General features: G+C 52.5%; 22 protein-coding genes, 1 other RNA gene and 1 pseudogene. 14 read left to right on the forward strand and 10 right to left on the reverse strand.

What is annotated here, in order from left to right:
- The first annotated feature begins 83 nt into the window (after window positions 1-83).
- The 3 genes from RJ38_RS15175 to RJ38_RS15185 all read left to right on the forward strand — a co-directional run bounded on the left by RJ38_RS15175 (window position 84) and on the right by RJ38_RS15185 (window position 6,950).
- Entirely contained in the window at window positions 84-1,865 is a 1,782-nt protein-coding gene (locus RJ38_RS15175) for a sensor histidine kinase (protein ID WP_039019716.1), read from the forward strand.
- Between the two features lie 33 nt (window positions 1,866-1,898).
- Window positions 1,899-3,236 (forward strand): sigma-54-dependent transcriptional regulator, encoded by a 1,338-nt coding sequence (locus RJ38_RS15180; protein WP_039019717.1) that lies wholly within the window; start codon window positions 1,899-1,901, stop codon window positions 3,234-3,236.
- Between the two features lie 588 nt (window positions 3,237-3,824).
- A complete protein-coding gene (locus tag RJ38_RS15185) occupies window positions 3,825-6,950 on the forward strand; it encodes an Rne/Rng family ribonuclease (RefSeq protein ID WP_039019718.1) in 3,126 nt (1,041 codons plus the stop codon).
- A gap of 68 nt (window positions 6,951-7,018) precedes the next feature.
- On the opposite strand, the gene RJ38_RS15190 is transcribed toward RJ38_RS15185, so the two are convergent.
- Window positions 7,019-7,261: a sulfurtransferase TusA family protein gene (locus RJ38_RS15190; protein WP_238321719.1), complete on the reverse strand. Its 243-nt coding sequence runs from the start codon at window positions 7,259-7,261 to the stop codon at window positions 7,019-7,021.
- A gap of 137 nt (window positions 7,262-7,398) precedes the next feature.
- Between RJ38_RS15190 and RJ38_RS15195 the strand changes: the two genes are divergently transcribed.
- From RJ38_RS15195 to RJ38_RS15205, 3 genes are all read left to right on the forward strand, one after another.
- Window positions 7,399-8,166 (forward strand): cytochrome c biogenesis CcdA family protein, encoded by a 768-nt coding sequence (locus RJ38_RS15195; RefSeq protein ID WP_039019719.1) that lies wholly within the window; start codon window positions 7,399-7,401, stop codon window positions 8,164-8,166.
- A gap of 131 nt (window positions 8,167-8,297) precedes the next feature.
- Complete coding sequence (locus RJ38_RS15200; RefSeq protein ID WP_052245457.1) at window positions 8,298-9,530, forward strand: alpha/beta hydrolase; 1,233 nt, start codon at window positions 8,298-8,300, stop codon at window positions 9,528-9,530.
- Window positions 9,527-10,894, forward strand: a complete 1,368-nt coding sequence (locus tag RJ38_RS15205) for a cytochrome P450 (protein WP_039019720.1) — start codon at window positions 9,527-9,529, stop codon at window positions 10,892-10,894. Before RJ38_RS15200 ends, RJ38_RS15205 begins: the two co-directional genes overlap by 4 nt.
- A gap of 62 nt (window positions 10,895-10,956) precedes the next feature.
- Here the strand turns inward: RJ38_RS15205 and RJ38_RS15210 are convergent, their stop codons facing one another.
- The 3 genes from RJ38_RS15210 to fumC are packed head-to-tail and all read right to left on the reverse strand — an operon-like array spanning window position 10,957 to window position 12,818.
- Window positions 10,957-11,229 carry a ribbon-helix-helix domain-containing protein gene (locus RJ38_RS15210; RefSeq protein ID WP_039019721.1) on the reverse strand — a complete coding sequence of 91 codons (273 nt, stop codon included), beginning with the start codon at window positions 11,227-11,229 and terminating at the stop codon, window positions 10,957-10,959.
- Complete coding sequence (locus RJ38_RS15215) at window positions 11,226-11,414, reverse strand: DUF4169 family protein (RefSeq protein ID WP_039019722.1); 189 nt, start codon at window positions 11,412-11,414, stop codon at window positions 11,226-11,228. The genes RJ38_RS15210 and RJ38_RS15215 overlap by 4 nt, the downstream gene beginning before the upstream one ends.
- A gap of 9 nt (window positions 11,415-11,423) precedes the next feature.
- Complete coding sequence (gene fumC / locus RJ38_RS15220; RefSeq protein ID WP_039019723.1) at window positions 11,424-12,818, reverse strand: class II fumarate hydratase; 1,395 nt, start codon at window positions 12,816-12,818, stop codon at window positions 11,424-11,426.
- Window positions 12,819-12,931: 113 nt separating this feature from the next.
- On the opposite strand from fumC, the gene RJ38_RS15225 reads away from it, so the two are divergent.
- Window positions 12,932-13,852: an AEC family transporter gene (locus RJ38_RS15225; RefSeq protein ID WP_039019724.1), complete on the forward strand. Its 921-nt coding sequence runs from the start codon at window positions 12,932-12,934 to the stop codon at window positions 13,850-13,852.
- Window positions 13,853-13,925: 73 nt separating this feature from the next.
- Here the strand turns inward: RJ38_RS15225 and RJ38_RS15230 are convergent, their stop codons facing one another.
- From RJ38_RS15230 to RJ38_RS15250, 6 genes are all read right to left on the reverse strand, one after another.
- The gene (locus RJ38_RS15230; RefSeq protein ID WP_039019725.1) at window positions 13,926-14,417 is read right to left on the reverse strand and encodes an SspB family protein; all 492 of its coding nucleotides are present in this window, start codon (window positions 14,415-14,417) and stop codon (window positions 13,926-13,928) included.
- Window positions 14,418-14,532: 115 nt separating this feature from the next.
- On the reverse strand, window positions 14,533-15,819 hold the full coding sequence (chrA, locus tag RJ38_RS15235; RefSeq protein WP_039019726.1) for a chromate efflux transporter: 1,287 nt from the start codon (window positions 15,817-15,819) through the stop codon (window positions 14,533-14,535).
- Window positions 15,816-16,637, reverse strand: coding sequence for a chromate resistance protein ChrB domain-containing protein (locus RJ38_RS15240; protein ID WP_039019727.1), 822 nt, complete (start codon window positions 16,635-16,637; stop codon window positions 15,816-15,818). Before RJ38_RS15240 ends, chrA begins: the two co-directional genes overlap by 4 nt.
- 141 nt (window positions 16,638-16,778) lie before the next feature.
- Window positions 16,779-17,131: a transfer-messenger RNA gene (gene ssrA / locus RJ38_RS18625) on the reverse strand.
- A 53-nt stretch (window positions 17,132-17,184) separates the two neighbouring features.
- A complete protein-coding gene (locus tag RJ38_RS15245; protein ID WP_039019759.1) occupies window positions 17,185-17,418 on the reverse strand; it encodes a hypothetical protein in 234 nt (77 codons plus the stop codon).
- Window positions 17,419-17,461: 43 nt separating this feature from the next.
- On the reverse strand, window positions 17,462-18,187 hold the full coding sequence (locus tag RJ38_RS15250) for a FadR/GntR family transcriptional regulator (RefSeq protein ID WP_039019728.1): 726 nt from the start codon (window positions 18,185-18,187) through the stop codon (window positions 17,462-17,464).
- Between the two features lie 114 nt (window positions 18,188-18,301).
- Between RJ38_RS15250 and RJ38_RS15255 the strand changes: the two genes are divergently transcribed.
- The 7 genes and pseudogenes from RJ38_RS15255 (at window position 18,302) to RJ38_RS15285 (ending at window position 25,141) form a co-directional block, all read left to right on the forward strand.
- Entirely contained in the window at window positions 18,302-19,072 is a 771-nt protein-coding gene (locus tag RJ38_RS15255; RefSeq protein WP_238321720.1) for a DUF2182 domain-containing protein, read from the forward strand.
- A gap of 24 nt (window positions 19,073-19,096) precedes the next feature.
- Window positions 19,097-19,741 (forward strand): DUF1326 domain-containing protein, encoded by a 645-nt coding sequence (locus RJ38_RS15260; protein WP_420319421.1) that lies wholly within the window; start codon window positions 19,097-19,099, stop codon window positions 19,739-19,741.
- Between the two features lie 58 nt (window positions 19,742-19,799).
- Window positions 19,800-20,897, forward strand: a complete 1,098-nt coding sequence (locus RJ38_RS15265; RefSeq protein WP_039019729.1) for a dimethylsulfoniopropionate demethylase — start codon at window positions 19,800-19,802, stop codon at window positions 20,895-20,897.
- A gap of 11 nt (window positions 20,898-20,908) precedes the next feature.
- Window positions 20,909-21,897: pseudogene (gene acuI, locus RJ38_RS15270) on the forward strand (acryloyl-CoA reductase).
- Window positions 21,898-22,136: 239 nt separating this feature from the next.
- Complete coding sequence (locus RJ38_RS15275; protein ID WP_039019730.1) at window positions 22,137-23,366, forward strand: aminotransferase class V-fold PLP-dependent enzyme; 1,230 nt, start codon at window positions 22,137-22,139, stop codon at window positions 23,364-23,366.
- Between the two features lie 145 nt (window positions 23,367-23,511).
- Window positions 23,512-23,952: a TrgA family protein gene (locus RJ38_RS15280; protein WP_039019731.1), complete on the forward strand. Its 441-nt coding sequence runs from the start codon at window positions 23,512-23,514 to the stop codon at window positions 23,950-23,952.
- A 64-nt stretch (window positions 23,953-24,016) separates the two neighbouring features.
- Window positions 24,017-25,141, forward strand: a complete 1,125-nt coding sequence (locus RJ38_RS15285) for an NUDIX domain-containing protein (RefSeq protein WP_039019732.1) — start codon at window positions 24,017-24,019, stop codon at window positions 25,139-25,141.
- Window positions 25,142-25,183: the final 42 nt, after the last annotated feature.

The following is a 25,183-nucleotide window of genomic DNA, read 5'->3' on the forward strand; positions in this document are numbered from 1 at the left end:
TAGGCATGGCTGAAAACTGCTGTAAAACCGCTTTGGGTGTTTCGTTGGTTGTTACCTTCGCGTGCAGAGCGTAGGTTCGCCCGATGATTACTGCCCAAACTGCCGCCAGCACTCCAAGTGACAAGCCGACATCATTGTCGTGGCGCATGCGCATCCTCGTGGCTGTGCTTGTGGTGTTTGCGACTTTGGTTGTTTGGGTCAGTAACTTGTTCTTGACCGAAAGATTCACCGAAACAACGCGTAATCGGGGCGAGTTGCGCCTTGCCCTATATTCTGGAAATCTGCTGTCTGAACTGCGCCGCAATGCGATTGTACCGCAGCTTTTGGCGCGTGATCCGGCGTTGATTGGGGCGCTGCAATCGTCTGACTTTTCGCAATCCAGCCAACGTCTGATCACTTATGACGAAGAAATTGGCGCGGCCAACATCTTCATGTTGGATCGTGATGGGCGCGTTGTTGCATCTACTGATCGCAACTTAATTAGTACGCCTATGCGATCCGAACGGTTTTTTATTGAAGCTGTCCGTAGTAACGAAACCCTGTTTTCCACGGGGGACCCAGCAGGATCCGTTCCACGTTTCACATGGTCTCGCCGGATGGAGCAGGGCGACCAAACCATCGGCGTTATTGTCGTTGAAGTTGATTTGCACAAGTTCCAGACCGCTTGGGCTGGCATCTCAGATGCTGTTTTTGTGACCAACAGCGAAGGGGTAATTCTGCTGTCCACAGAACCCAAATGGCGGGGCCTGCGCGAGGCAGATGCACTTGCTGTTCAGTCGGTGCCTTCGGCTTTGACCCGCGCCTTTCAAGCGACTGTTGACTGGTCTGTGCCGCCGGATGCATGGCTTGAGGGGGCGGCGGTGTTGCGCCTTGAAGCGCGGATGCCATTTCACGGTTGGCGCATCGCATCATTCACGTCTTTTGCCTCTGTGCGCGAACGGGTGAATGGCGTTCTGGCGATCGAGATCATGGGGTTTGCGATGCTTCTGACCCTGACGTTCTACCTGATGAGCCGACGTACGACGGGCAAGTTGCGGATGTTTCAGCAAGAATCGGCGGAACTGCGCGCGCTTAATCACCAGCTACAGCGAGAAGTTGCCGAACGCCAGAAGGTGGAAAAGAACCTCAAATTTGCCGAACAAACGCTTGCGCAAAGTTCCAAATTGGCGGCCTTGGGCGAGATGTCCGCCGCCGTGAGCCACGAGTTAAATCAACCCTTGGCCGCGATGAAAACCTACCTGGCTGGCGCGCGCCTTTTGTTGCAACGCAAGCGGCCCGAAGAAGCACTTTCATCGTTTTATCGCATTGACGATTTGATTGAACGTATGGGCGCGATTACCCGACAGCTGAAAAGCTATGCGCGCAAAAGCAAAGAGACATTTGAGCCCGTAGATTCAAGATCTTGCGTGAATGCAGCCCTTGAAATGATGGAACCTCAGCTGAAGCAGCGTTATGTCGAGATCAAAGCGGGTTTGCCCCGAGAACCCGCAATGGTTCTAGCGGATCCGCTGCGTTTGGAACAAGTGCTTATCAATCTTTTGCGCAACGCTTTGGATGCCACGAAGTTCACACCGGATCCGCGCATCGAAATCGTCTTGTCCATGGGGCATCAAGTGACCCTCACGATCCGAGACAACGGCGAAGGCATCGATGATTTCGAAAGTCTGTTTGAACCCTTTTATACCACAAAGGAACCTGGCGACGGGGTTGGATTGGGGCTTGCGATCTCATCTGGGATTGCAGGCGACTTCGGTGGACGATTAACTGCACACAACAGCGCAGATGGTGGCGCGGTGTTTGTATTGCACCTGCCATCTTTGGGTTCCGAGACAGAGGTTGCGGGCACGCCCCGTGACAACAGCTAAGATAAGTCCCTAGGTGGGGCAGGAGTATTACAAATGGCACAGGCTATGAAAATTGCGATCGTGGATGATGAGCGGGACATGCGCCAATCCATCAGCCAATGGTTGGCGCTGTCGGGCTTTGACACGGAAACCTTCGCCTCAGCCGAAGAAGCCTTGAAAGGCCTTGGCGCGGATTACCCTGGGATTGTGGTCAGTGATATCCGCATGCCAGGTATGGACGGGATGCAGTTTTTGAAAAAACTGATGAGCGTTGATAGCGGCTTGCCGGTGATTATGATCACGGGCCACGGTGATGTGCCTATGGCGGTCGAGGCGATGCGTCTTGGTGCTTGGGATTTCTTAGAGAAACCGTTCAACCCAGATCGGATGACCGAACTTGCCAAGAAGGCGACGCTTAAGCGTCGGATGACATTGGATTCACGTGCACTGCGCAAAGAATTGTCCGACGGTGGGACGATCATGAAAAAATTGATCGGCAGTTCGGATGCTATGCAGCGATTGCGTGAAGACATCTTGGATTTGGGGCAGGCCGACGGCCATGTTCTGATCGAAGGCGAGACTGGTACAGGGAAATCCTTGGTTGCACACGCTTTGCATGCGGTTGGGCCGCGCGCTGGTAAAAAATTCATTCTTTTGTCCTGTGCCGCCTTGGAGGAAGAAGCGCTGCTGAAAACCTTGTTTGGCCCCATGGATGACGACGGCGGTTCAATTCCTTTGGTCGAAGCTGCGCGTGGCGGAACCTTGGTATTGGAAGATGTCGAAACCCTGTCACAAGTCGCGCAGGCGCGTTTACTGACGTTCATCAATGAGCAAGGCAACCCGGCCGAAACGCGTGTGATTGCGATTTCCAACTTGCAAGAAGCAGGCAAAACTCTGGAAGACGCATTGCGGCCTGACCTGTTCTACCGCTTGGCTGCACTGAAAATTACGCTTCCACCACTGCGTCAAAGAGACGACGATGTGTTGTTGCTGTTTTCTCGCTTGTCTGAACAATTTGCGGAAGAATACGGCTGCCCGGCACCTGAGGTGTCTGCACAAGAAGCGGCACAATTGCTGCAAGCGCCTTGGCCGGGTAACATCCGTCAGCTGATCAATGTCGCGGAACGCGCCGTTTTGCAAAACCGTCGTGGTTCCGGCACCATCGCCAGCTTGCTGATGGCAGATGATGACGATACGCAGCCCGTTATGACCACCGAAGGCAAACCTTTGAAGGAATATGTGGAAGCCTTTGAGCGGATGCTGATCGACAACACGATGCGCCGCCATAAAGGGTCGATTGTGAATGTGATGGAGGAACTCTGTTTGCCACGCCGCACATTGAACGAGAAAATGGCGAAATATGGGTTGCAGCGGTCCGATTACCTGGGCTGATTTGAGAAAACCGTACAGACATAAACAACGAATGGGGGGGCGAATGGGGCCCCTCATTTTCGTGACGGGATTATAAACTTCGTTGGATCACAAGAGGCGGCGATGGCCATCCGCCGCAGTTATTTGCCTGGTGAATACAAATGAAGCTGAATTCACTGAGGTGACCGCGCTATTTGCCATTGTAATTGACCCACTTATGACACTATGTTGACAATACGGCGGCTACAGATGTGCGCCGATGGAATTCACTGCTTAGGGTTGTGCCGCTTTCAGGCCTCCAGATGCAGACTGATGTGGTTGACGAACGATCCCGACGGGAAACGGCAACCGGATACAAGCTTTTGACCCACCGGGCGCTGACAACCCCGGGCGATTGGCCAAAAGCGGCTAAACAGGCGTCACCAAGACGTCAGAGAGAAACGCGATGCGAGGCAGTGCAGGCACAGGACGTTACGAAGGGGAAGCCATGCTTGCCCACGTTTCCTGTTGTGGCACCCCGCGCGCCAAATCAGGACATTGCAGATCAGACCGCCGGTCGTCACGCCTTCGCGTGCCCCGGCTCGCGTCTCTGCTCTGCGCAGAAACTTTATGGCTAAAAAGATGCTCATCGATGCCACCCACGCGGAAGAGACCCGTGTTGTTGTGGTTGACGGAAACAAAGTTGAAGAATTCGACTTTGAAAGTGAAAACAAGCGCCAGCTAGCTGGTTCTATCTATCTCGCGAAAGTAACGCGGGTTGAACCTTCGCTTCAGGCGGCCTTTGTGGATTATGGCGGAAACCGTCATGGTTTCTTGGCGTTTTCTGAGATTCACCCAGATTATTACCAGATCCCTGTTGCGGACCGTGAAGCGCTTATGGCGGAAGAACGCGCCTATACTGAAGCTTTGCGCGCAGAAGAAGAACAAGACGAAGCCAATTCTGAACCGCGCCGCCGTCGTCGTCGCGGTAAGCCAGCTGCTGCGCGTACTGAGAACAAAGATGCGGTGGAAACCCGTGATGTTCCAGAGGTATCCTCTGATGCGCCAAGCGGCATGGAAGTTGTTGATCTAGATGATGATAATAACGATCTAGAGGGCAGCTCTCCGATGGAATTGGTGTCAGAAACACCGGTTGATACACCTGAGACAGGGACTGAAGAGACCCCGGCTGATGTTGCTGTTCCAGAGATTGAGGCGACAGAAGTTGCAGAATCTGAAGTTGTCATCGAAGCAACCAGTGACACAGTTGAAACGCCTGCAGTTGAAGCTTCAACAGCAGACGACACAACATCCGAAGCGGCGATTGAAACCACATCGGATACTTCTGATGAAGTTGTCGCAGATGTGGATGATGCATCTGACGACGAGGTTGCTGAAGAAGCGGAAGTGGCCCAACCTACGGACAAAGACGAAAGCATTGAATCCGTTGCGGACGAAGATGTGCAAGAAGAAATTCGTCGCCCACGCAAGCCACGTCAACGTCGCTATAAGATCCAAGAAGTTGTTAAAGTACGTCAAATTCTGCTGGTTCAAGTGGTTAAAGAAGAACGTGGCAACAAGGGCGCAGCACTTACCACATATCTTTCACTGGCGGGCCGTTACTGCGTCTTGATGCCAAACACTGCCCGTGGCGGTGGCATTTCTCGTAAGATCACCAACGCTGCGGATCGTAAGAAACTTAAGGAAATCGCAACCGAAATTGATGTGCCTCAGGGCGCTGGTTTGATTGTTCGCACAGCTGGTGCGCAGCGCACCAAAAGTGAGATCAAGCGCGACTATGAATATCTGCAACGCATGTGGGAGCAAATCCGTGCACTGACGTTGAAATCGATCGCACCTGCGAAGATCTATGAAGAGGGCGATCTGATTAAACGTTCGATCCGTGATCTTTACAATGGTGACATTGACGAAGTGATCGTGGACGGCGAGGCGGGTTATAAAAACGCCAAAGAATTCATGCAGATGATCATGCCGACCCATGCAGACAATGTGAAACTGTACAAAGAACAACTGCCTTTGTTTGCGCGTTTCCAAGTCGAAAATTATTTGTCCAGCATGTTCAACCCAACCGTTCAGTTGAAATCCGGTGGTTATATCGTGATTGATACGACGGAAGCTTTGGTGGCTGTCGATGTGAACTCTGGTCGTGCGACGAAAGAAAATTCGATCGAAGATACTGCGCTTAAGACCAACCTTGAGGCAGCAGAAGAAGTTGCGCGTCAAATGCGCCTGCGCGACCTTGCAGGTCTGTTGGTCATCGATTTCATCGACATGGACGAACGCCGCAATAACAACGCGGTTGAAAAGCGTCTAAAAGATCGCCTGAAAACGGATCGTGCGCGTATTCAAGTCGGCCGGATCTCTGGCTTTGGCTTGCTTGAAATGTCGCGTCAACGTCTGCGTCCTGGCATGCTTGAGGCAACGACACAGCCTTGCCCATCTTGCCATGGCACGGGCCTGATCCGCTCTGATGACAATCTTGCATTGACCATTTTGCGTGCCTTGGAAGAAGAGGGCGTGCGCAAGCGGTCCCGCGAGGTTCTGTTGAAAGCGCCACTGGCTGTTGTGAACTATCTGTTCAACAACAAACGCGAACATATTGCTCATATTGAAACCCGCTATGGCATCTCCATTCGCATCGAAGCTGACGTGCATTTGACCAGCCCAGATTTCACAATCGAACGCTTTAAAACAGCAACCCGTCGCGTGAAACCAGCCGAAACCCAAGTTGTGACTGGCTCCATAGAGATGATGGAAGACATTGATGACGCGGTAGAGGCGGAAGTCGTGGAAGCCAATACTGACACTGAAACGAATGAAGATGGCACGCCCAAGCGTAAACGTCGTCGTCGTTCGCGTCGTCGTGGTGGCCGTGGTCGTGGTGGTGAAAACGGTGCCGAGACCGATAATGAAGATGGCACCGAACGTTCCGATACGACGGAACAGTCGGATGCCGTTTCTGCGGATGCGACATTGGGTGATGCTGTAACGTCCGAAGCACCTACAGAAGGTGATGCAGAGGCGCAGGCAGAAGAAAAACCAAAACGCCGTCGTCGTCGTAAATCTTCTGTTGCGCCGGTTGAAGCCCTAGAAGAAGCAACCGAGAGCGTCGTTGCCCCAACCGAAGATGTTGCTGCTGAAACCGAGGTTGAAGAAAAACCCAAACGTCGCCGGACACGTAAGAAAAAGGTGGATGAGGTTGAAGCGGTTGAGGTGACTGCTGATGCCGAGACGGTTGCAGAGGGCACTCCGGCGGTTGAAGAAGCACCGAAGAAACGGCGTACGCGTCGTAAGAAAACGGATGAAGCCCCCGTTGTTGCAGCGGAAACAGCGGAAGCTGGCGATGCAAACACTACTGAACCTGAAGAAACGCCGAAGCCAAAGCCTCGTCGGACGCGCAAGAAAAAGGTTGAAGAACCTGTTGTTGAAGGCGATTCCGTGGAAGAGGGGGAAACCCCCGCAGCCGAAGAAAAGCCTGCGCCTAGAAAACGCCGCACGCGTAAAAAGGCGGAACCCGTGGTCGAGGCAGCGCCAGCTGAAAACGTTGCAGTTGAGGTGGTTTCTGAACCTGCAACCGAAACTGCCGCAGAGGCAGTGATCACGAAGCCAACTCCCGTTGCAGAAGCCCCAGTTGCAGAAGAAACTCCTGTTGTGGAAGCTGCGGTGGAACCAACGCCGGCGCCTGATGAGCCTGCGGCGCCAAAACGTAAGGGCTGGTGGTCTTTGGGGCGCTAATACTCCCAAGGCATTGAGACGAAACAGAAACGCCGGGCATTGCCCGGCGTTTCTCGTTGAGGATGCCCCTAGGGTTTGTGTCGAATCCACCATATGTGGGAACCTTGACCCGATTGCTGCCCCAGTAATTCATGCCCGCTTTCGTTACAAAAATGCGGCACATCAATCACAGCCGCCGGGTCGTCGGTTTCCAAGCGCAAGACTTGGCCAGGCCGCAATCCACGCAAACGTTTTGCGGCGCGCAACACGGGCAGGGGACACAGCATTCCGAGGGCGTCGACCTCAAGATCTGCGCTTGGCATCTCGTTCATGTTCACTCTCTTTTCGCGTTGCACGCCGGACGCACGTGAATGTGACATTCTGCGGCGTGACCTTCTCAGCTGTTTCGCCTAAATATCAACTGCGGTAAAGGTTTTCTCGCCGCTGACCTGTCCCGAAAGGATGCCCTGTGCTTGACGCGACCCAAATTTTTGACGCCTCACTGCTGATTTCTTTGTTCATCGCGCTTGCGGGCGGTTTGATTTCATTTCTAAGCCCATGCGTTCTGCCAATCGTGCCACCCTATCTCGCTTACATGAGTGGGATTAGTATGACTGAGATGTCTGGTGAAGATAATGTTAAGACCAACGGTCGTGCTAAGGTGTTGATTGCAGCAGTGTTTTTTGTGATGGGCTTGTCCGTTGTCTTTCTGATGATCGGTCTGGCGGCGTCTTTTGCTGGGCGGTTTTTGATCCAAAACCAAGATTTGTTCACCACGATCGCAGGCGTCGTCATTATGATTATGGGCGCGCATTTTGTCGGGGTTTATCGCATTAAGTTCATGGATCGCGAGGCGCGGCTTGATGCCGGGGATCAGGGCGGATCTGCGCTGGGTGCTTTTGTGTTGGGACTTGCTTTTGCCTTTGGCTGGTCGCCATGCCTTGGCCCGATTCTCGGGGCAATCAGTTCTCTTGCGATGATGGAAGGCTCTGCTGCACGCTCCATGTTGTTGCTTGGCTTTTATGCACTTGGTCTAGGAATTCCCTTTATACTGGTGGCTGCGTTTTTCCCACGCTTGAAGGGCCTCATGAGCTGGATGAAACGCCATATGGGCCGTATCGAAGCCACCATGGGTCTGCTGCTTTGGACGGTTGGTTTGATGATGGCAACAGGGCAATTCACCGAATTTGCGCTTTGGATCAACGAGAAATTCCCCGTTCTTCAAGCTTTTGGCTGAGTCCTATCAACGCTTTTGCGGCGCAAATGCCGCAGAGGTAAAACTCTCTCAGTGACATGTGACGAATTTAACTTAATCTTACCATCATCCCGGTTTATCCTGCCCTTGTAGAACGTAGGTGTAACCCGGATATGTCGTCTGAAAATGATCCTAAACCAACTCAGGCGGTGCCTTTTGTGCGCAGGCGTAAGGTTTTCTATATTCCAGGCTATGATCCGTTTCATCCCCGCCGGTACCGTGAACTATACCGCAAGGAAAGCGCGCTTCAGGCTGAGATTTCCGGTTATGATATTGCCTTGAAACGGGCCGAGGGCGGTGGTCCTTATGGGTGGCATGTTGATGCTAAGATTGGCGGCCAAGTGGTTTCGTCTGATTTCGAGGTGCTCGTCTGGTCCGATATCGTCAAAGAAACCATGACCCAAAACATCCCGCGCACCTATCTTATGTTGGCGCGCACGGCATGGACTTATATTGGATCTGGCGCTTTTTCGCGTTTGCTGAAAACCCGAAAAGGCCCAATGATCGCAGCGCTTTATCCGATCTTCATGCTGACTTTACAACTGCTTGTCGCATGCGGTTTAGGCATGATTTTCGGAAATTTGACGTCAAGGCTTTTGCATGGGTGGTTGTTTGTCCCAGTCTTTGCCTTGGTGTTGATGTTTTCCCTGCGAGGGTTCCGCAAAATCGATAACAAGCTGTTCGCCTATTATTTGATGCATGATTATTCGTGGTCCGCGCGCAATCACGGGGCCAGCCCCCCTGAATTGGAAGCAAAGATCGAAGCATTTCGAGGGCGCTTGTTGCAGTCACTGTCTGAAGGATACGATGAAATATTGGTGGTCGGGCACAGTTCCGGCGCGCATATTGCGGTGTCCTTGTTGGCGGATTTTTCACGCAGGAATAACATGCCAAAGGGGGGGACGACCGTGTCTTTGTTAACCCTTGGGCAAGTTGTTCCAATGGTGTCTTTTTTGAAAAATGCCAATAGGTTACGCGGTGATCTTCAGTTTATGTCAGGGCAGGATGTAATCCCTTGGGTGGATGTGACTGCGCCTGGGGATGGTTGTGCATTCGCGCTGTGTGACCCGGTTTCAGTGACTGGCGTTGCACCTAAAAACAAACGCTGGCCTTTGGTGTTTTCCGCATCCTTTACACAAAGCCTGACGCCCGCGCGCTGGAAAGCCTTGCGTTGGCGGTTTTTCCGACTTCATTTCCAATATCTTTGCGCCTTTGATGCACCGAAGGACTATGACTATTTTCAGATTACAGCTGGTCCCCAAACTCTGTGGCAGCGCTATGAAAACCGCCCTGCGTCAAAGTCTCGCCTAGAAGATCCGCTGTCGCCGTATCAGGATGTCTTATGACTGTGATTTTGCCCCCTAAGCCCCCAGCGCGGCCGGATAAAGTATCTCTGTGGCGTTATGTGAAGTTGTTCCGGCAAGACATTTTGTCGGCGCAGCCGCAGCGGTTGTACCGGGCATGGATGGCGGCGTTCAAGACGCCGTTTTTCCGCAGTTATATGATCAATCAGCCTGAGTTGATTGATGAGGTGTTGAAAGCGCGTCCCGATGATTTTCCAAAATCCGGGCGGATATCCGAAGGACTTCGCCCGCTTTTGGGAAATTCGGTGTTCTTGACCAATGGCGCGGTGTGGAAGCGGCAGCGTCGCATCATTGACCCGGCATTTGAGGGGGGCAGGTTGCGCGAAACTTGGCCTGCGATGTATGCGGCGGCTGAGGCCTGCGTTGCACGACTGGAAGCGCGTGGCGACGGACGCATTGAAATCGAGGAAGAAGCAAGCCATGCGGCAGCCGATGTGATTTTCCGCACACTTTTCTCGATCCCGATTGAACATGAAACAGCCAGTGCTGTATTCACAAAGTTTCGCGATTATCAACGCAGTCAGCCGATCTTAAACATTGCGGCGTTTATTCCCATGCCGCGGTGGATGCCGCGTTTGTTTCGGAAAAACACTAAGAAAGCCGCAAAAGACATTCGCGATTTGATCACGGGATTGACTATTGCGCGGATGCGCGAAATCGAAGCAGGCACGGCCCCGGATGATTTGGCGACCAAAATTATGACCACGGCAGATCCGGTGACAGGGGATTGTTTCACGACTGAGGAAATGGTGGATCAAGTGGCGATCTTCTTTTTGGCAGGGCATGAAACCAGCGCCTCTGCACTTGCTTGGACATTGTATTTGTCAGCGCTTTATCCTGTTTGGCAAGATAAGCTTGCAGAGGAAGCATCTGCGTTGAAGGACGGGGCGTTTTCCGAGATGTCAAAACTGAAAGTCAGTCGTGATGTGTTCCGCGAGGCTTTACGTCTGTATCCGCCCGTGCCGATGATGGTGCGGGAAACCCAGTGCCCTGAACATTTTCGGGACCGAGACATCGCGCCGGGTGCCCAAGTGGTGGTTTCGCCGTGGCACCTGCATCGCCATGAACGTCTTTGGGATAATCCTGATGGATTTGATCCGACGCGCTGGCACAGCGAGAACGGCCGCGAATGCATGCGTAAAGCATTCATTCCATTTTCCACCGGCAGTCGGGTTTGTCCCGGGGCAGGGTTCGCGATGGTCGAGGGGCCGTTGTTGCTTTCGATGATATTGCAGCGTTTTGAATTTCAAACCGTGCCAGATCAAACACCTGTGCCGGTTGCACATCTGACGGTACGGGCCAAAAATGGTATTTGGTTGGACCTAAAGAAACGTGAAACGGCATAATGAAAACGGCGGCTGCCTTTCAATAAGGGAGCCGCCGTTCATCATAGTTTCTGATTTATCAATCAGCTGGCCTGAGCATGCGAGTGAACTTGCGCCGTCTCGCGTGCTATGGCTTGGAAGTGACGCAAAACATAAAGACGAATTGCAGTCGCCAAGCCGGATTCAGTGCCACGTTCTGAATCAATTTCAGCTGCCAACGTGTTGACCGCTACCGCTTTGTCAGAAGCGATGGAACGAAAGGCGCGCCAGAAATCATCCTCAAGGGTGACAGAGGTGCGGTGCCCTTTAAGAGTGAGGGAACGTTTTTTTGGTCGTGTGTCGGTATAGATGTTCATTCGTCGTGGTCATCTTCATTTTTGTGTTGATCGAGCATCTGTTGCGCCCGCGTATTACGTGTGGCCATAAGCAGTTTTTCTGCTTTGCTCAACCCATGTTTTACAGCATTTTCAGAAGATTGATCACGTTTTTCTTCCCGGGCCTGCTGTTTACGGGCCCGGTTGAGGTTTACGAGCTTTGCCATGTGAAATGCCTATGCTTTTGGACCGATCATTTGTTCCGGGCGCACCACTTCATCGAAGGTTTTCGCATCTACAAAACCAAGGGCAATGGCTTCTTCTTTCAAAGTTGTACCATTCTTATGCGCGGTCTTGGCAACTTTGGTTGCGTTGTCGTAACCGATGGTTGGGGCTAGGGCTGTGACCAGCATCAAGCTTTCTTTCATCAACTTGTCGATACGGGGTTCATTCGCCTGAATGCCGTTGAGCATACGTTCGGTGAAGCTGTCTGCCGCATCACCCAGAAGTTGGATAGATTGCAGCAGATTGTAAGACATCATTGGGTTGTAAACATTCAGCTCAAAATGACCTTGCGAGCCTGCGAAAGTCATGGCGGCGTTGTTGCCCATGACGTGCGCTGCCACTTGGGTCAGGGCTTCGGCTTGGGTTGGGTTCACTTTGCCTGGCATAATAGATGATCCTGGCTCGTTTTCAGGCAAGATCAATTCCCCCAAACCAGACCGTGGGCCAGAGCCCAAGAAACGGATGTCATTGGCGATTTTGTAAGCGGAACCGGCAACAGTCGCCAATGCGCCAGACATAAACACCATCGCATCATGGGCGGCGAGGGCTTCAAATTTGTTCGGTGCGGTCACGAAAGGTAAACCAGTGATACGGGCCATATTGGCCGCCACTTCTTCACCCCAACCGGGACGTGTGTTCAGGCCGGTGCCAACGGCAGTGCCGCCTTGCGCCAACTCATAAATGTCAGGCAAACAAGCGTTTACACGTGCAATGCCTTTGCGGATTTGATGGGCATAACCAGAGAATTCCTGACCCAAGGTCAAAGGGGTCGCATCCTGTGTATGTGTGCGCCCAATTTTGATGATGTCTTTGAATTCTTCAGCTTTGGCATCAAGACCAGCAAGCAGTTTTTCAAGACCTGGCAGCAATACTTCACGCACGGACATGGCGGTTGCGATATGCATCGCGGTGGGGAATGTGTCGTTAGAAGATTGACCCATATTGCAGTGATCATTTGGGTGAACAGGGGTTTTGGACCCAATCACGCCGCCCATAATTTCAATCGCACGGTTCGCGATGACCTCGTTTGAATTCATGTTGGACTGTGTGCCAGATCCTGTTTGCCAAACAACCAGCGGGAAGTTGTCGTCAAACTTGCCTTCAAACACCTCAGTTGCGGCTTGAACGATTGCCTTGCCTTTGTCAGATTCCAGAACACCTGCGGCCATATTGGCTTCGGCGCAGGCCTGCTTGATCACACCAAGTGCGCGCACGATGGCAATCGGTTGTTTTTCCCAACCAATCGGGAAGTTCATCAGGCTGCGCTGCGTTTGTGCGCCCCAGTATTTGTCTGAAGGAACTTCTAATGGGCCAAAGCTGTCCGTTTCGGTGCGTGTATCGGTCATGGGAATCTCCGCTGTAAAGTGCCAGTTCTGTGGTTGCGTTTCTAATACCCCAGAGGTTAAGAATTTCCAATGCGCAAAGCGTCGTGTTTACGTCGCATCACGGGACAAATTTCATGGATCTAGCACTTCTTGTATTGCCAGTTTTTTTAACCATCCTTTGTGGATATGGTCTTGCTGTCAGTGGGGGGCTGCCTGCGGACCAATGGACCGGGGTTGAAGTGATGAGCTTTCGCTTGTTAATTCCTGCGGTTCTGATTGGCGCGATTGCAGAATCCGAGTTGGAAATGTCGCGTTTTGGCCCCTTGATTGGTATGTTGATCCTGACGTTGGTGATCTTGGCTGCATTGGTGTTTTTGCTGCGGTTCTTGTTGCCCGATCACGTGATGGATGCGCCCTCGTTTACCACGGTGTTTCAGTCGGCGACGCGTTGGAACGGATTTATTGCCTTGGCCTTGGCGGAACAAATCGCAGGGGATGAGGGGATTTTGCTGATCGCCGTGGTTATGGCGTTCCTTATTCCGCTGATCAACATTGTCTGCATCATTATGCTGTCGGTCTATGGCCCGGGCGAGGCCAGCTTGAAGACTGTGGTCATGACAATTGTAAAAAACCCGCTGGTGCAAGCCTGTGCGATTGGCCTGTCCCTTAGTATAAGTGGGTTGACTATTCCCGGGCCGATTGCGCAATCCCTTGATTTTATTGGCCGTGCAGCACTTGGTGTGGGGCTTTTGGCTGTGGGGGCTGGGATTACGTTTCGTCGCTTGCTACGCGTTGGACCTTTGGTGATTGTTGGGCTGGTGATGCGCCCGGTTCTTGCGCCAGCGATTTTTGTTTTGCTTGGAACCTATGCAGGGCTTGTGCCATTGCATCTGTTGATCGGAGCGATGGTCATGGCAGTGCCTGCTGCCGCGAACGGATATATCATTGCGCGGCGGATGGGCGGCAATGCAGGGCTGTATGCGGATATCATGACATGGCAGGCGATTGCGGGCATGGTGATTTTGCCGGGCTTGCTGTACCTACTGCCGCTGTAAGAACAACGCGATCTTACAAAAAAAACGCCCCTAAACCTGTTGGGGCGTTTCAATGGATCTTACAAGTGAAGGCTTACTTGCGGAAGGCGTCTAGACTGACGACTTCGGCCTCATGAGGCGTGTCATCGTCTTGGGCATTTTCTTCCATCGGCGCCTCAGGGATCTCGTCATCCTCGGGGTCTGGGTCGTCATCTTCTTGGTGTGTTTCAAACCGCAGGCCGAATTCGACAGATGGGTCGACAAATGTGACCAGAGCATCCCAAGGGATATATAGGGGTTCGGGCTGCTCGCCAAAGTTTAATGTGATGGCAAAGCCTTCGTCACCGACCTCGAGATTTTCAAACCAATGCTGTACGACAATGGTCATCTCGCCAGGATAGCGATCTTGCAGCCATTCAGCGATTTGCACATCTGGGTGGGTCGTATCAAAGGTAATGAAGAAATGGTGATCGCCGGGCAGGCCACGTTCCGAAACGTCAGTAAGCACTGTCTTAATCAAAACGCGTAGGGCATCATGCATGAGAATGCCGTATTCAATGGTGTCGTTGTCGGTGCTGTCGGACATTTTTATATCTCTGATTTGTTGAGCCGGAAGCACCGGCTTGTTTTGTCGATCATAAGTGATTCCCAGACGAATGGTAGCCCCGCGCAGATGGTTTTTCGCGTAACACCCTGGTTGGCTACAATATTGCGTTGATCAGAAGCCCTGATATCCCCAGGACGCCAAGGACAATGAGCAGGTTCCACTTGCGCACCAGCAGAAGATACGCAGACAACCCCGCAAGGACGCAGGCAGAAAGGTTCAGGCTTGATAACACTGGGTTTAGCAGGGAGAACATCCACATTTCGGTGGTATCAACCTGATCAAAGAAGACATGCAGCGCGAACCAGATCGATAAGTTTGCGATGACGCCAACCACCGCAGCGGTGATGGCCTGCAAACCCGCGCGCAACCGAGGATGTGCCATGATACGCTCGACCCAAGGTGCGCCGGCGAATATCCAGATGAAGCAGGGCACAAAGGTGACCCATAGTGTCAAAACGGCATTGCCGATGGCCAATGAAACACCACCTTGTTTATGCGCCGCAAGCGTCGCGACAAATTCAGTGACCAAGATCAAAGGCCCGGGCGTGGTTTCGGCCAGCCCCAAAGCATCCAACATTTCCTGCGTGCTAAGCCAGCCATTCGTGCTGACGACTTCTTGGGTCATATAGGCCAAAACGGCATAGGCCCCCCCAAATGTCACCACCGCGAGCTTGGAAAAGAAGATGCCACTGTGTGTTAAGAAGTCCGCAGCCGGGCTTGCGCTGATGAAGGCAAAGGGCAGGGCCCAAATTAGGATGCCAAACATGATGACCCACAGTGAATGGACGGGCTTATGCGTATTTTTGGGCGCTTCTTGTTGATGCGTGTTTAAGGCCGTGAAATATCCCCACAGCCCGGCCAGAAAAATGATTATTGGAAACGGAATATTGAGGGCGAAGATGCCAAGAAAACTAAGCCCTGCGATGACCCAGCTTTGCTGGGCGGATGCGCCCGAGGCCTGGCCAAATGCACGCTTAGAGACTTTCAAGAGGGCTTCAATCACGATCACGACCACCGCTGCCTTGACGCCAAGAAACAGACTTTGGACCCAAGGCAAAGCGCCAAATCTGGCATAGGCTAAAGCAAGGGCCAGCACCATCAATGCACCGGGAATGACGAATAAACCACCAGCGATCAGGCCACCGGGGATGCCTCGTTTTTTCCAACCTGCCCATGTCGCAAGTTGCATGGCTTCTGGACCGGGTAAGAGCATGCAGAAAGAGAGTGCGTTCAAAAAACTATCCTCGCTCAACCAAGGCCGGTCTTCGACCAACTCGCGGTGCATTAATGCGATTTGCGCGGCGGGACCGCCAAAAGACATCACCCCAATGCGGCCAAAAACACGAAAGAGTTCACGATACGAAACAATATCATTATTCATGTTTTGCTTTCCTGTGACCAATCATGTTCTTCCTCAAAACCGTCCCGCGCCCATCGATAAAGCGCGTCGTAAAGTGGCATCGCAGCATCCAGTTGCTGTACATCATCCTTATACTGGCGCGAAAGCCCAACGGATATCGCCAAAAGGCCAGCGGCCACGGGGTGAAGCTCATGGCGGTTCGTATCTGCGGCACGAATGACGGTTGCGAGACGTTCCAGTGCAGGCGTTCTTAGGCCAAATTCGGCGATCATCGTGTCAAATGTACAATACTCGCCTTGGTCACCGCGATGCCCCCAAAACGTGTTTTCTACGTCAAAGGGGATCGCATTGAAACGATCTGCAACGCCCAGCACCTCAGAGGGGGCGACGAAGAGAAAACGGGCGTTTTTGTCGACAAAACGACGGATTAACCACGGGCATGCGATGCGATCAATACGCGGGCGATGACGTGTGACCCATATTGAATTTTCTTGCGTGGTATGTGGTATCTTTGAAATTGGGATCATTGGCAGATCGAGAGCGGCCCAAGCGCAGTTGCCGCCACGCAGATATTCGGCACGGGCACCTGCATCACGTAATATTGCAGCGGTGCCTTGCGATAATTTTTGACCTTGCCAACAGCTTACAACCAAACGCTTATCACGCCATTGTTCTGCATTTTGCATAAGTTCAAGATGGGACTGGCGAGATGCACCAGGTATGGTGCGCGGATCAGTGTTAAAGTCTTCCGCAAGGCAGACGTCCAAGATGATAGGTGCATCTGGCGTGCCAATCAGCCGAGATAGTTTCTGAGGGGTGATTTCATTGGGCGCGGGCATTGCATCCTCCGTTTTAGGGCTGGGACGCGAAATTTTGACCGAAGCCTCACGGGGTATTCGCAATGTACCCCATATGCTTATTTCGCAAACAAATGTGGCAAGGTCAAGCAGTGGAAATCGCGGGGTGGCGAAATGGGGGAAGGTGCAGGTTTCTGTTGCCAGGTACCTGCGGACCCCGCCCAACGCGGCTAGGCGAAGGGGCTTAGTTTCGGCGATCCGAACAGCTTACGCTGCCAGAACCATTGCCGGAGCTTTGTTGTCATTTGCAACTAGCTTATATTGAACCGATAACGGTGGTATCTCACCGAAACAAAGCTAACCCCTTTAGACGTCCGTCGATCCTATTTCGACCCCAAAATCCCCAAATGAGAAATGTGTTGGTGGAGTCGCCGGGTACCGCCCCCGGGTCCGATCCGCTTATTACGAGCGCGTTTATGTTCATAGTCCCGAAGGACATTTTCTATATAGGTGCAGTTACGCGGATTGAAAAGGGGGAGCGCCGGAAACTTTGAAAGTTTCCGGTCCGTTTTCTTTCAAAGAAAACGAATTACCGCAAAACACGGACCGGCGCTTGGTTGCAGAAAATCACCACTTGGCCACATTTTTCCACGGCGTGATACCCGCGTCGGTCCAGTTCGGCTGTGAACAGGGGCCATCCCACAAGGCGTTCAATATCCTCGGATTTACGTCGAATAACTTTGCCATCGCGGGCGGCCTTTGATGAAAATAAGTCGCGCAACCAAATGTCCGGGGTGAGAGGTGAGTTTGGATATGAAGACATATTTTGCATATCTTCACGTCATCACATCAAAGTAAATCCACAGTTAACGTGCTTTGCGGCGCTCCATGGCGGCACGGGCCAAGCTGCGGGTGTATTCTGCCAAATCAGCCAAGGCTTGGTCACTGTCCGCACCATTTTGGCCTTCGATGGCATCGGCAATTCTTGTGTGCAGAGCGATGATTTGGTCGCGATCTCGTTGACTATAGGTGATCATATTCATCAGGGGTTCAATGGCCTCAACCGCGGCGGCCAATTGCCATGACAACACGGGATTTCCTGCACCATCCACAAGCGCCCGATGAAAGGCCACATCTGACGCGCAAAAGCTTTCATCGGACAGGCCCGCCTGACCTTGGCGTGTGATTTCCGCGCGCATTGTTGCCAGATGATCGGGGGTTCTGCGTTGGGCGGACAGGGGGGCGCAGGCACGTTCCAAAGTGAAACGCGCCTCGCACGCGGTGTCAAAATCGACGTCATTCATTGACAACAGCAGTGTGGACGTCGTGATCAGATCGCCGCGCGCTTCCTCAAAGCTAAGGCGATTGACAAAAGCGCCACCGGTTGCGCCGCGTTTTGTCCGGATGAGGTTTTGTGCGGCAAGGCGTTTAAGGGCTTCGCGAACTGTCGGGCGCGACACGCCAAATTCGGATGCCAATTCGGCTTCTGAGGGCAGGCGCTCGTCGACAATCAATTTTCCCGACACGATTGCTTCGCGAATTGCGGTGGCAATTTCAACAGAAAGATCAGCGGTGTTTTTGGTGCCAGCCATAGGGCCCTCTCGTTTCGATTTTCTGCAAGGAACGTGACGTCTCGGGGAAATCTTTCAATTGTCAGACATTTAAAAACAATGCAGGGTATTTGCAAGACTTAGGGGGAATCACAGATGATCGCAACACGCATCCGTTCCATGGGGGGCATGCATTGGCTGGCATTGTTTGGCCTGATTATGGCGGCTTGGGTCGTGTTGTATATGATGTCCGTCAACAGTGACCCGCGAAACCTGTCTGCGCTTTACGGTGCCACGTTTTGGGCGGCACTTTGCACAGTCAGTCCAGATGTTGCCGGATTTGGGAAGCTATTTCTGATGTGGGGCCTGATGTCCGCTGCAATGATGGCACCGACATTTTTGCCGGCGCTCGCCACCTATGAGGAATTGCCAACGTCTGATCACGTAAGCCTTTGGAAGTTGTTGTCAGGTTACTTGATCATCTGGGCTGGATTTTCGATCTTGGCTGCGGGCGCACAGTTGGCCTTGTTCGTTTATGGCCTTGTTACACCAACGGGGCAAAGCCTGTCGGGTTGGCTGACGACGGCCTTGTTGATCATGGCAGGGCTGTACCAATTCAGCCGATTCAAGGACGCCTGCCTGAGTAAGTGCCGCATGCCGCTGACCTTCTTTATGGAACGCTGGAATGAGCGCCCATGGAATGCGCTGCAGATGGGGCTTGAGCTGGGGTTAATCTGTCTGGGATGCTGTTGGGCTTTGATGGTGTTGGCCTTTGTTGGCGGCACGATGAATATCCTTTGGATGGGGATCGCGACACTTTTGATGATGTTCGAAAAACTGCCAGACATTGGCCGTCACATCACGAAACCACTGGGGCTTGGGCTGATTGCTGCGGGCTTTTTTAATCTGGGCGCTTTTGCGCTTTAAGCGAATAAAACGAGGAGAAATAAAATGGACGGTGCAATGAATATGGAAGTGGGAACAGTGCCTTGGACCATCAAGGGCGAGTTGATCTTGAACTGTAACTGTACGGTTTTTTGCCCCTGTGTGATCAGTCTTGGCGATCATGAACCAACGGAAGGCCACTGTCAGGCTTGGTCTGGCATTCGCATTGATGAAGGCCAATATGGTGACATTGATCTGTCCGGTTTAAACGTCGGCTTGATGTTGGAAATTCCAGGTAAAATGGCCCGAGGCAACTGGAAGGCCGCAGCATATATTGATGACCGTGCGTCTGACGATGCCTTTGATGCGCTTGTGCATATTTTCTCTGGGGCGGCCAAAGGCACCACGGGTCTGTTCAAGATGTTGGTCAGTGAATTCCTGGGTGCGGAACGCGCGCCAATCAGCTTCACAACGGAAGGTAAAACACGTCACTTGACCGTTGGTCGGACAATCCAAGGTGCTGTGACGCCGATCGAGGGCAAGGACCCGGATCAGGACGTTGTTGCGGCCAATACGGGGTATTGGATGGGGCCGGATATTACGGTTGCCAAGGCCGACAAAGGCAAAGTGCGCGCGTTTGGGCGTGTTTGGGATTTTGACGGGCGTTCTGCTGAGATCTGTCAGATCGATTGGAAAGGTCCGGGCCGCTAAGGCGGACACATAAACCACGCTGCGGGGGTGATCCCCCCGCATCTCGAGGAGAGCCCCAATGGTTGCCATTGCCCGATCAAATCGTTTGCGCCGTACTCCCTTTTCGCAAGGGGTAGAAGAGGCCGGTGTTTCGGCATATTCGATCTATAACCGTATGCTGTTGCCTGCAATGTTTGAAAGCTTGGCGGCGGATTGTGAGCATCTCAAACAGCACGTGCAAGTTTGGGATGTCGCCTGCGAACGTCAAATTTCCGTCAAAGGCCCAGATGCAGCAAAGCTGATGGCGTTGTTGACGCCGCGTGATCTATCAAAAATGGCGGATGATCAGTGCTATTATGTGCCGATGGTGGATCAAAACGGCGGTATGTTGAATGATCCAGTTGCGGTGAAACATCGTGATGATCATTACTGGATTTCAATTGCAGACAGTGACTTGCTGCTTTGGGTAAAAGGCGTCGCAGCGGGCATGGGCCTAAATGTTTCGGTGGAAGAACCGGATGTATCCCCACTGGCTGTTCAGGGGCCGAAGGCTGATGAATTAGTGGCGCGGGTCTTTGGAGATGTGGTGCGTGATATCCGGTTTTTCCGTTATAAACGTATGGAATTTCAAGGTCGTGACCTTGTGATTGCGCGTTCTGGATATTCCAAACAGGGCGGATTTGAGATCTACGTGGATGGTGGTAATATTGGCATGGATCTGTGGCAAGCATTGTTTGCTGCCGGGCAAGATTTAGATGTTCGCGCAGGGGGACCAAACCTGATTGAACGTATTGAAAGCGGATTGTTGTCTTATGGCAATGACATGACCGCGGCCCATACACCGTTTGATTGCGGTCTTGGGAAATTTGTAAACTCCGATGCGGATTATATCGGGCGTGCAGCCTTGGAAAAATCCCGCACCAAAGGTGCGAAATGGCAACTTTGTGCGTTGGAGATTTTCGGCGATCCGGTCCCGACCTGTGATCGACACTGGGCAATATTGATGAACGGCGAACGGATCGGGCAGGTGACTTCTGCGACTTATTCGCCTGACCATAAGATTAACGTCGCCATCGGCATGGTCCAAGCAGATCGCTTTGCCGCCGGGGTGGATGTTGAAGTTGAAACGCAGGCTGGCAGATGCGACGCCCGTCTGCGTGCAGAATTCTGGACATAAGGAGACATCAGATGTTCAACGCATTGGTTGTGAATAAAAATGACGAGGGTAAGACCTCTGCTGCGGTTGAGGCGCTGACGCTTGATCAACTGCCTGACGGTGATGTGACGGTTGCCGTGGATTATTCCACGGTGAACTATAAGGATGGTCTGTGCATCGGCCCTGGTGGCGGGCTTGTACGCAATTACCCCCATGTTCCGGGCATTGATTTTGCAGGCACGGTGGAAGCATCAGACAACCCAAGCTACAAAGCTGGCGATAAGGTCGTCTTGACCGGCTGGCGTGTGGGCGAGGCGTATTGGGGGGGGTATTCCCAAAAAGCCCGCGTAAAAGGGGATTGGCTTGTGCCATTGCCTGTGGGGATTGATACCCGCCAAGCAATGGCTGTCGGTACCGCTGGTTTTACTGCGATGTTGGCGATTATGGCACTGGAAGATCATGGTCTGAAGCCTGGCCATGGCCCCGTGTTGGTCACAGGTGCGGCCGGTGGCGTCGGGTCTGTTGCGACCGCGATCCTTGCAAATATTGGCTATGAGGTCGCCGCTCTGACGGGGCGCCCGGAACAGGCGGATTATCTTAAAAACCTCGGAGCAAGCCAAATTGTAGCCCGCGAAGAGATCAATGAAACTACCAAACGTCCGTTGGAAGCGGAAACCTGGGCTGGTTGTGTTGATGCGGTGGGCGGTGACATGCTTGCACGCGTTCTGGGTCAGATGAAATATGGCGCTTCTGTTTCTGCCGTGGGTCTTGCTGGGGGGCGGGGCTGCCTGCGACTGTGATTCCATTCCTTCTGCGCGGTGTGAATCTGTTGGGCATCGACTCGGTGATGCAACCCTATGACAACCGTGTGCGGGCTTGGGGTCGTCTGGCAAAGGATCTGCCGATGGACAAGCTTGAAGCGATGGTCACGCCTGCGACTTTGTCTGACTTGCCCTCGTTGGGCAAAGACATCTTGAAAGGACAAATCAAAGGCCGTGTGGTCGTCGATGTGAACGGCTAAGCCATCCCCTTAGCGGATTAAGCAATGTAACGGGCGTCTGATGGCGCCCGTTTTCACATTCTAACCCAAGTTCTGCCACTGAGGAGGTCGTGCCAACATCATACAGCAGCAATGGTGATTGACCTCCTGCAATTTGAATGCGAACAATTTGTGGTCAGCAATCTCGCGCTGTCTGTTGCCCTTTGCAGTAACTGGCTGGAAGACCTGCCTGCACTTTAACACATCCTTCGGAGCCCATGATGACCGACCTAGATATCGATTTTGTACGCAGCCAGTTTCCCGCATTTGACCAGCCGTCTTTGCAAGGCCAGGCGTTTTTCGAAAATGCCGGCGGCAGCTATACGTGTAAGCAGGTGATTGACCGCCTGACGCGATATTATAATGAGCGCAAAGTTCAACCCTATGCCCCCTATGAGGCTTCGACACTTGCGGGCCAAGAGATGGATGAAGCGCGCGAACGTATGGCGGCGATGTTGGGGGTTGATACGGATGAACTTTCCTTTGGCCCATCCACCACGCAAAACACCTATGTTCTGGCCAATGCATTTCGTCAGTACATGACGCCAGGTGACGCGATTATTGTGACCAATCAAGATCACGAAGCGAACTCTGGCCCTTGGCGCCGTCTTGCAGATGAAGGCTTTGAAGTGCGCGAATGGGCGGTGAACCCGGACACTGGCAGCCTTGATGTTGCGGATCTTGACGTGTTGATTGACGATAAGGTCAAACTGATCGCCTTTCCGCATTGTTCCAACATTGTCGGTGAAATCAACGATGTTGCAGGCGTGTGCAAAATGGCCCGCGCACGTGGTATTGCGACCTGTGTGGACGGTGTAAGTTATGCGCCGCATGGGTTTGTTAATGTTGATGAAATTGGCGCGGATGTATATCTGTTTTCGGCTTATAAAACCTTCGGCCCACATCAAGGCATCATGGTTATTCGTCGTGAATTAGGGATGAAACTGCCCAACCAAGGACATTGGTTTAACGGGGATGCTTTGTACAAACGCTTCACCCCTGCGGGGCCGGACCATGCACAGGTTGCGGCATGTGCAGGCATGGTGGATTACATTGATGATCTCTATGCGCATCATTTACCCGGCCAGCTGGCCAGCCCATCGGAACGGGCCAAGGCAATTCATGACATGCAACGCAGCTATGAAACAAAATTGCTGCAACCCTTGCTGGACTATCTAAGCAACAAAAATTCGGCGCGCTTGATCGGGACCAGTGATGCAGCAGCCAAAGCCCCGACTGTGGCTGTTGAACTTGCTGGGCGTGGCTTCGCAGCAGCACAAGCGCTTGTCCCCCTTGGTATCATGGCGGGTGGTGGCGACTTTTACGGATCTCGCCCGTTGTCGGCCATGGGATTAGACCTTGAAAAGGGCGTTTTGCGCTTAAGTTTCGTGCATTACACATCCGAAGCCGAGGTGACCAAGTTGATCCAGGCACTTGATCAAGTGATCTAACGATCTTGCGGCTCCAACCTGTATTGGGGCCGCGTTTTCTGCCGGCTGACAATTTTCACGTTTTGTAAAATTTGAACCTATATTTCTCATTTCAACAAAGTTACTCTACCTTAACGGTTGATTATTCTGTGAAGGACAACGTCATATGCCTACCGCCGCCCGTCTTGTTGGTGCCATCACGTTCCCGTTCCTTGCATTTGTGCTGTCGACCATGATTATTCCATTGCTGCCCGAGGGCACGCGGATTGGGTCTTTTTGGATATTGAACTGTCTCGTCGCAATGGTGTTCGGATGGCGAATGATGGGGGTGCGTGCAACCAAGACCTTTGTTGAATCGTTGACCGGCGGAATTACCACTGCGATTACAATCTATTGCGTCGCGTTGTTCTTGCACTCTGGATATAAAATGATCCTGCTTTCTATGCGCAAAATTTACGCGGGTCCGGTGGAAGCTGTGAAAGCTGTGTTTGACATTGGCTTCAATTGGACAATGAATTTTGCGACGGTTGGGACAATCAGCACGTTGATCATTGGGGGCATGATATGTGGATGGATGTCTTGGAATGCGCATCGCAAATGGGGCTGAAGCGACCTTGATCTAAGGGGAAAGCTGTGTCAGATCTTTCGTTGAACTTGGTTTGGAGCAGCACGTGACGCAACTATTTTTCTACGGCACTCTTTGCCATTTGGATCTTTTGGAACTTGTGATCGGGCGGCCGTTAAAACCGTCGGATACACGCAGTGTTCGCCTGCCCAATCATGCTGTGTATTGGGCGAAAGATCAGATCTTTCCAATGATCCGTGCGGAAGCGGGCAGCTATGCGGAAGGGGTGATCTTTGAGGCGGATCAAGAAGCCGTTGATCGCTTAAATTACTATGAGGGCGGGTTTAACTTTGACTTGGAACATATTGTTCCTGAAGGGGAAACCAATTCTGTAGAGGTGTATTTTGCGCAAGCCGGTACGTGGGAATTTGGTGCGCCTTGGGTCTTAGATGACTTCATTCGCGCTCATGGTGCACATAATTTACGCACTGCAAAAGCCTTCATGGCGCTTTACGGAAAACTGGATCGCGATCAGGCCATGAAACGCCTGCCAATGTTGCGCGCAATGGCTGCGAAGGGCTGGCAGGTTGGTGAGAGTGCTGCAAACATCAAGCGGGCCGGTTTGACGACAGCGGATGTCGAAGTGGTGCATCACCACCGTGCCTATGACAAGTTCTTCGCGATGGATGAAATCACGTTGAAGCACAAAACATTTGATGGCGGCACCACAGATGGTTTCAACCGCGAAGTTCTGGTCACCGTCGATGCGGTCATGGTGCTGCCTTATGATCCCGTGCGTGACCGCGTTTTACTGGTCGAACAGTTCAGAAGTGGTGCGTTCCTACGCGGCGATATGAACCCTTGGATGCTTGAGCCGATTGCCGGGCGCATCGACTTGGGTGAAACTGCCCAAGATGCGGCGAAACGTGAGGCAAAGGAGGAGGCGGGGTTGACATTAAATGAACTTTTGCCAATTTCCGGGCATTACCCGACGCCGGGCATAACGACAGAATATTATCATTGTTTTTTGGCGCTCTGTGACCTTCCTGACGGAACGGATGGTATCGGCGGTCTGGCCAGCGAAAATGAAGATATCCGCAGTCAGATGTGCAGCTTTGACGCGTTGATGGAACTGCTGGACACGGGTGAGGCACAGGTTGGCCCATTGGTTGTTTCGGCACTTTGGCTGGCACGACACCGGGATCGATTGCGCGCACAGGTGGCGGGCTAACTTAACGTAGGTCAAGTTTCTCGAGGCTTTTGCTGTGGCTGG

It is taken from the genome of Halocynthiibacter namhaensis (assembly GCF_000812685.1).
Taxonomy (GTDB): Bacteria; Pseudomonadota; Alphaproteobacteria; order Rhodobacterales; family Rhodobacteraceae; genus Halocynthiibacter; species Halocynthiibacter namhaensis.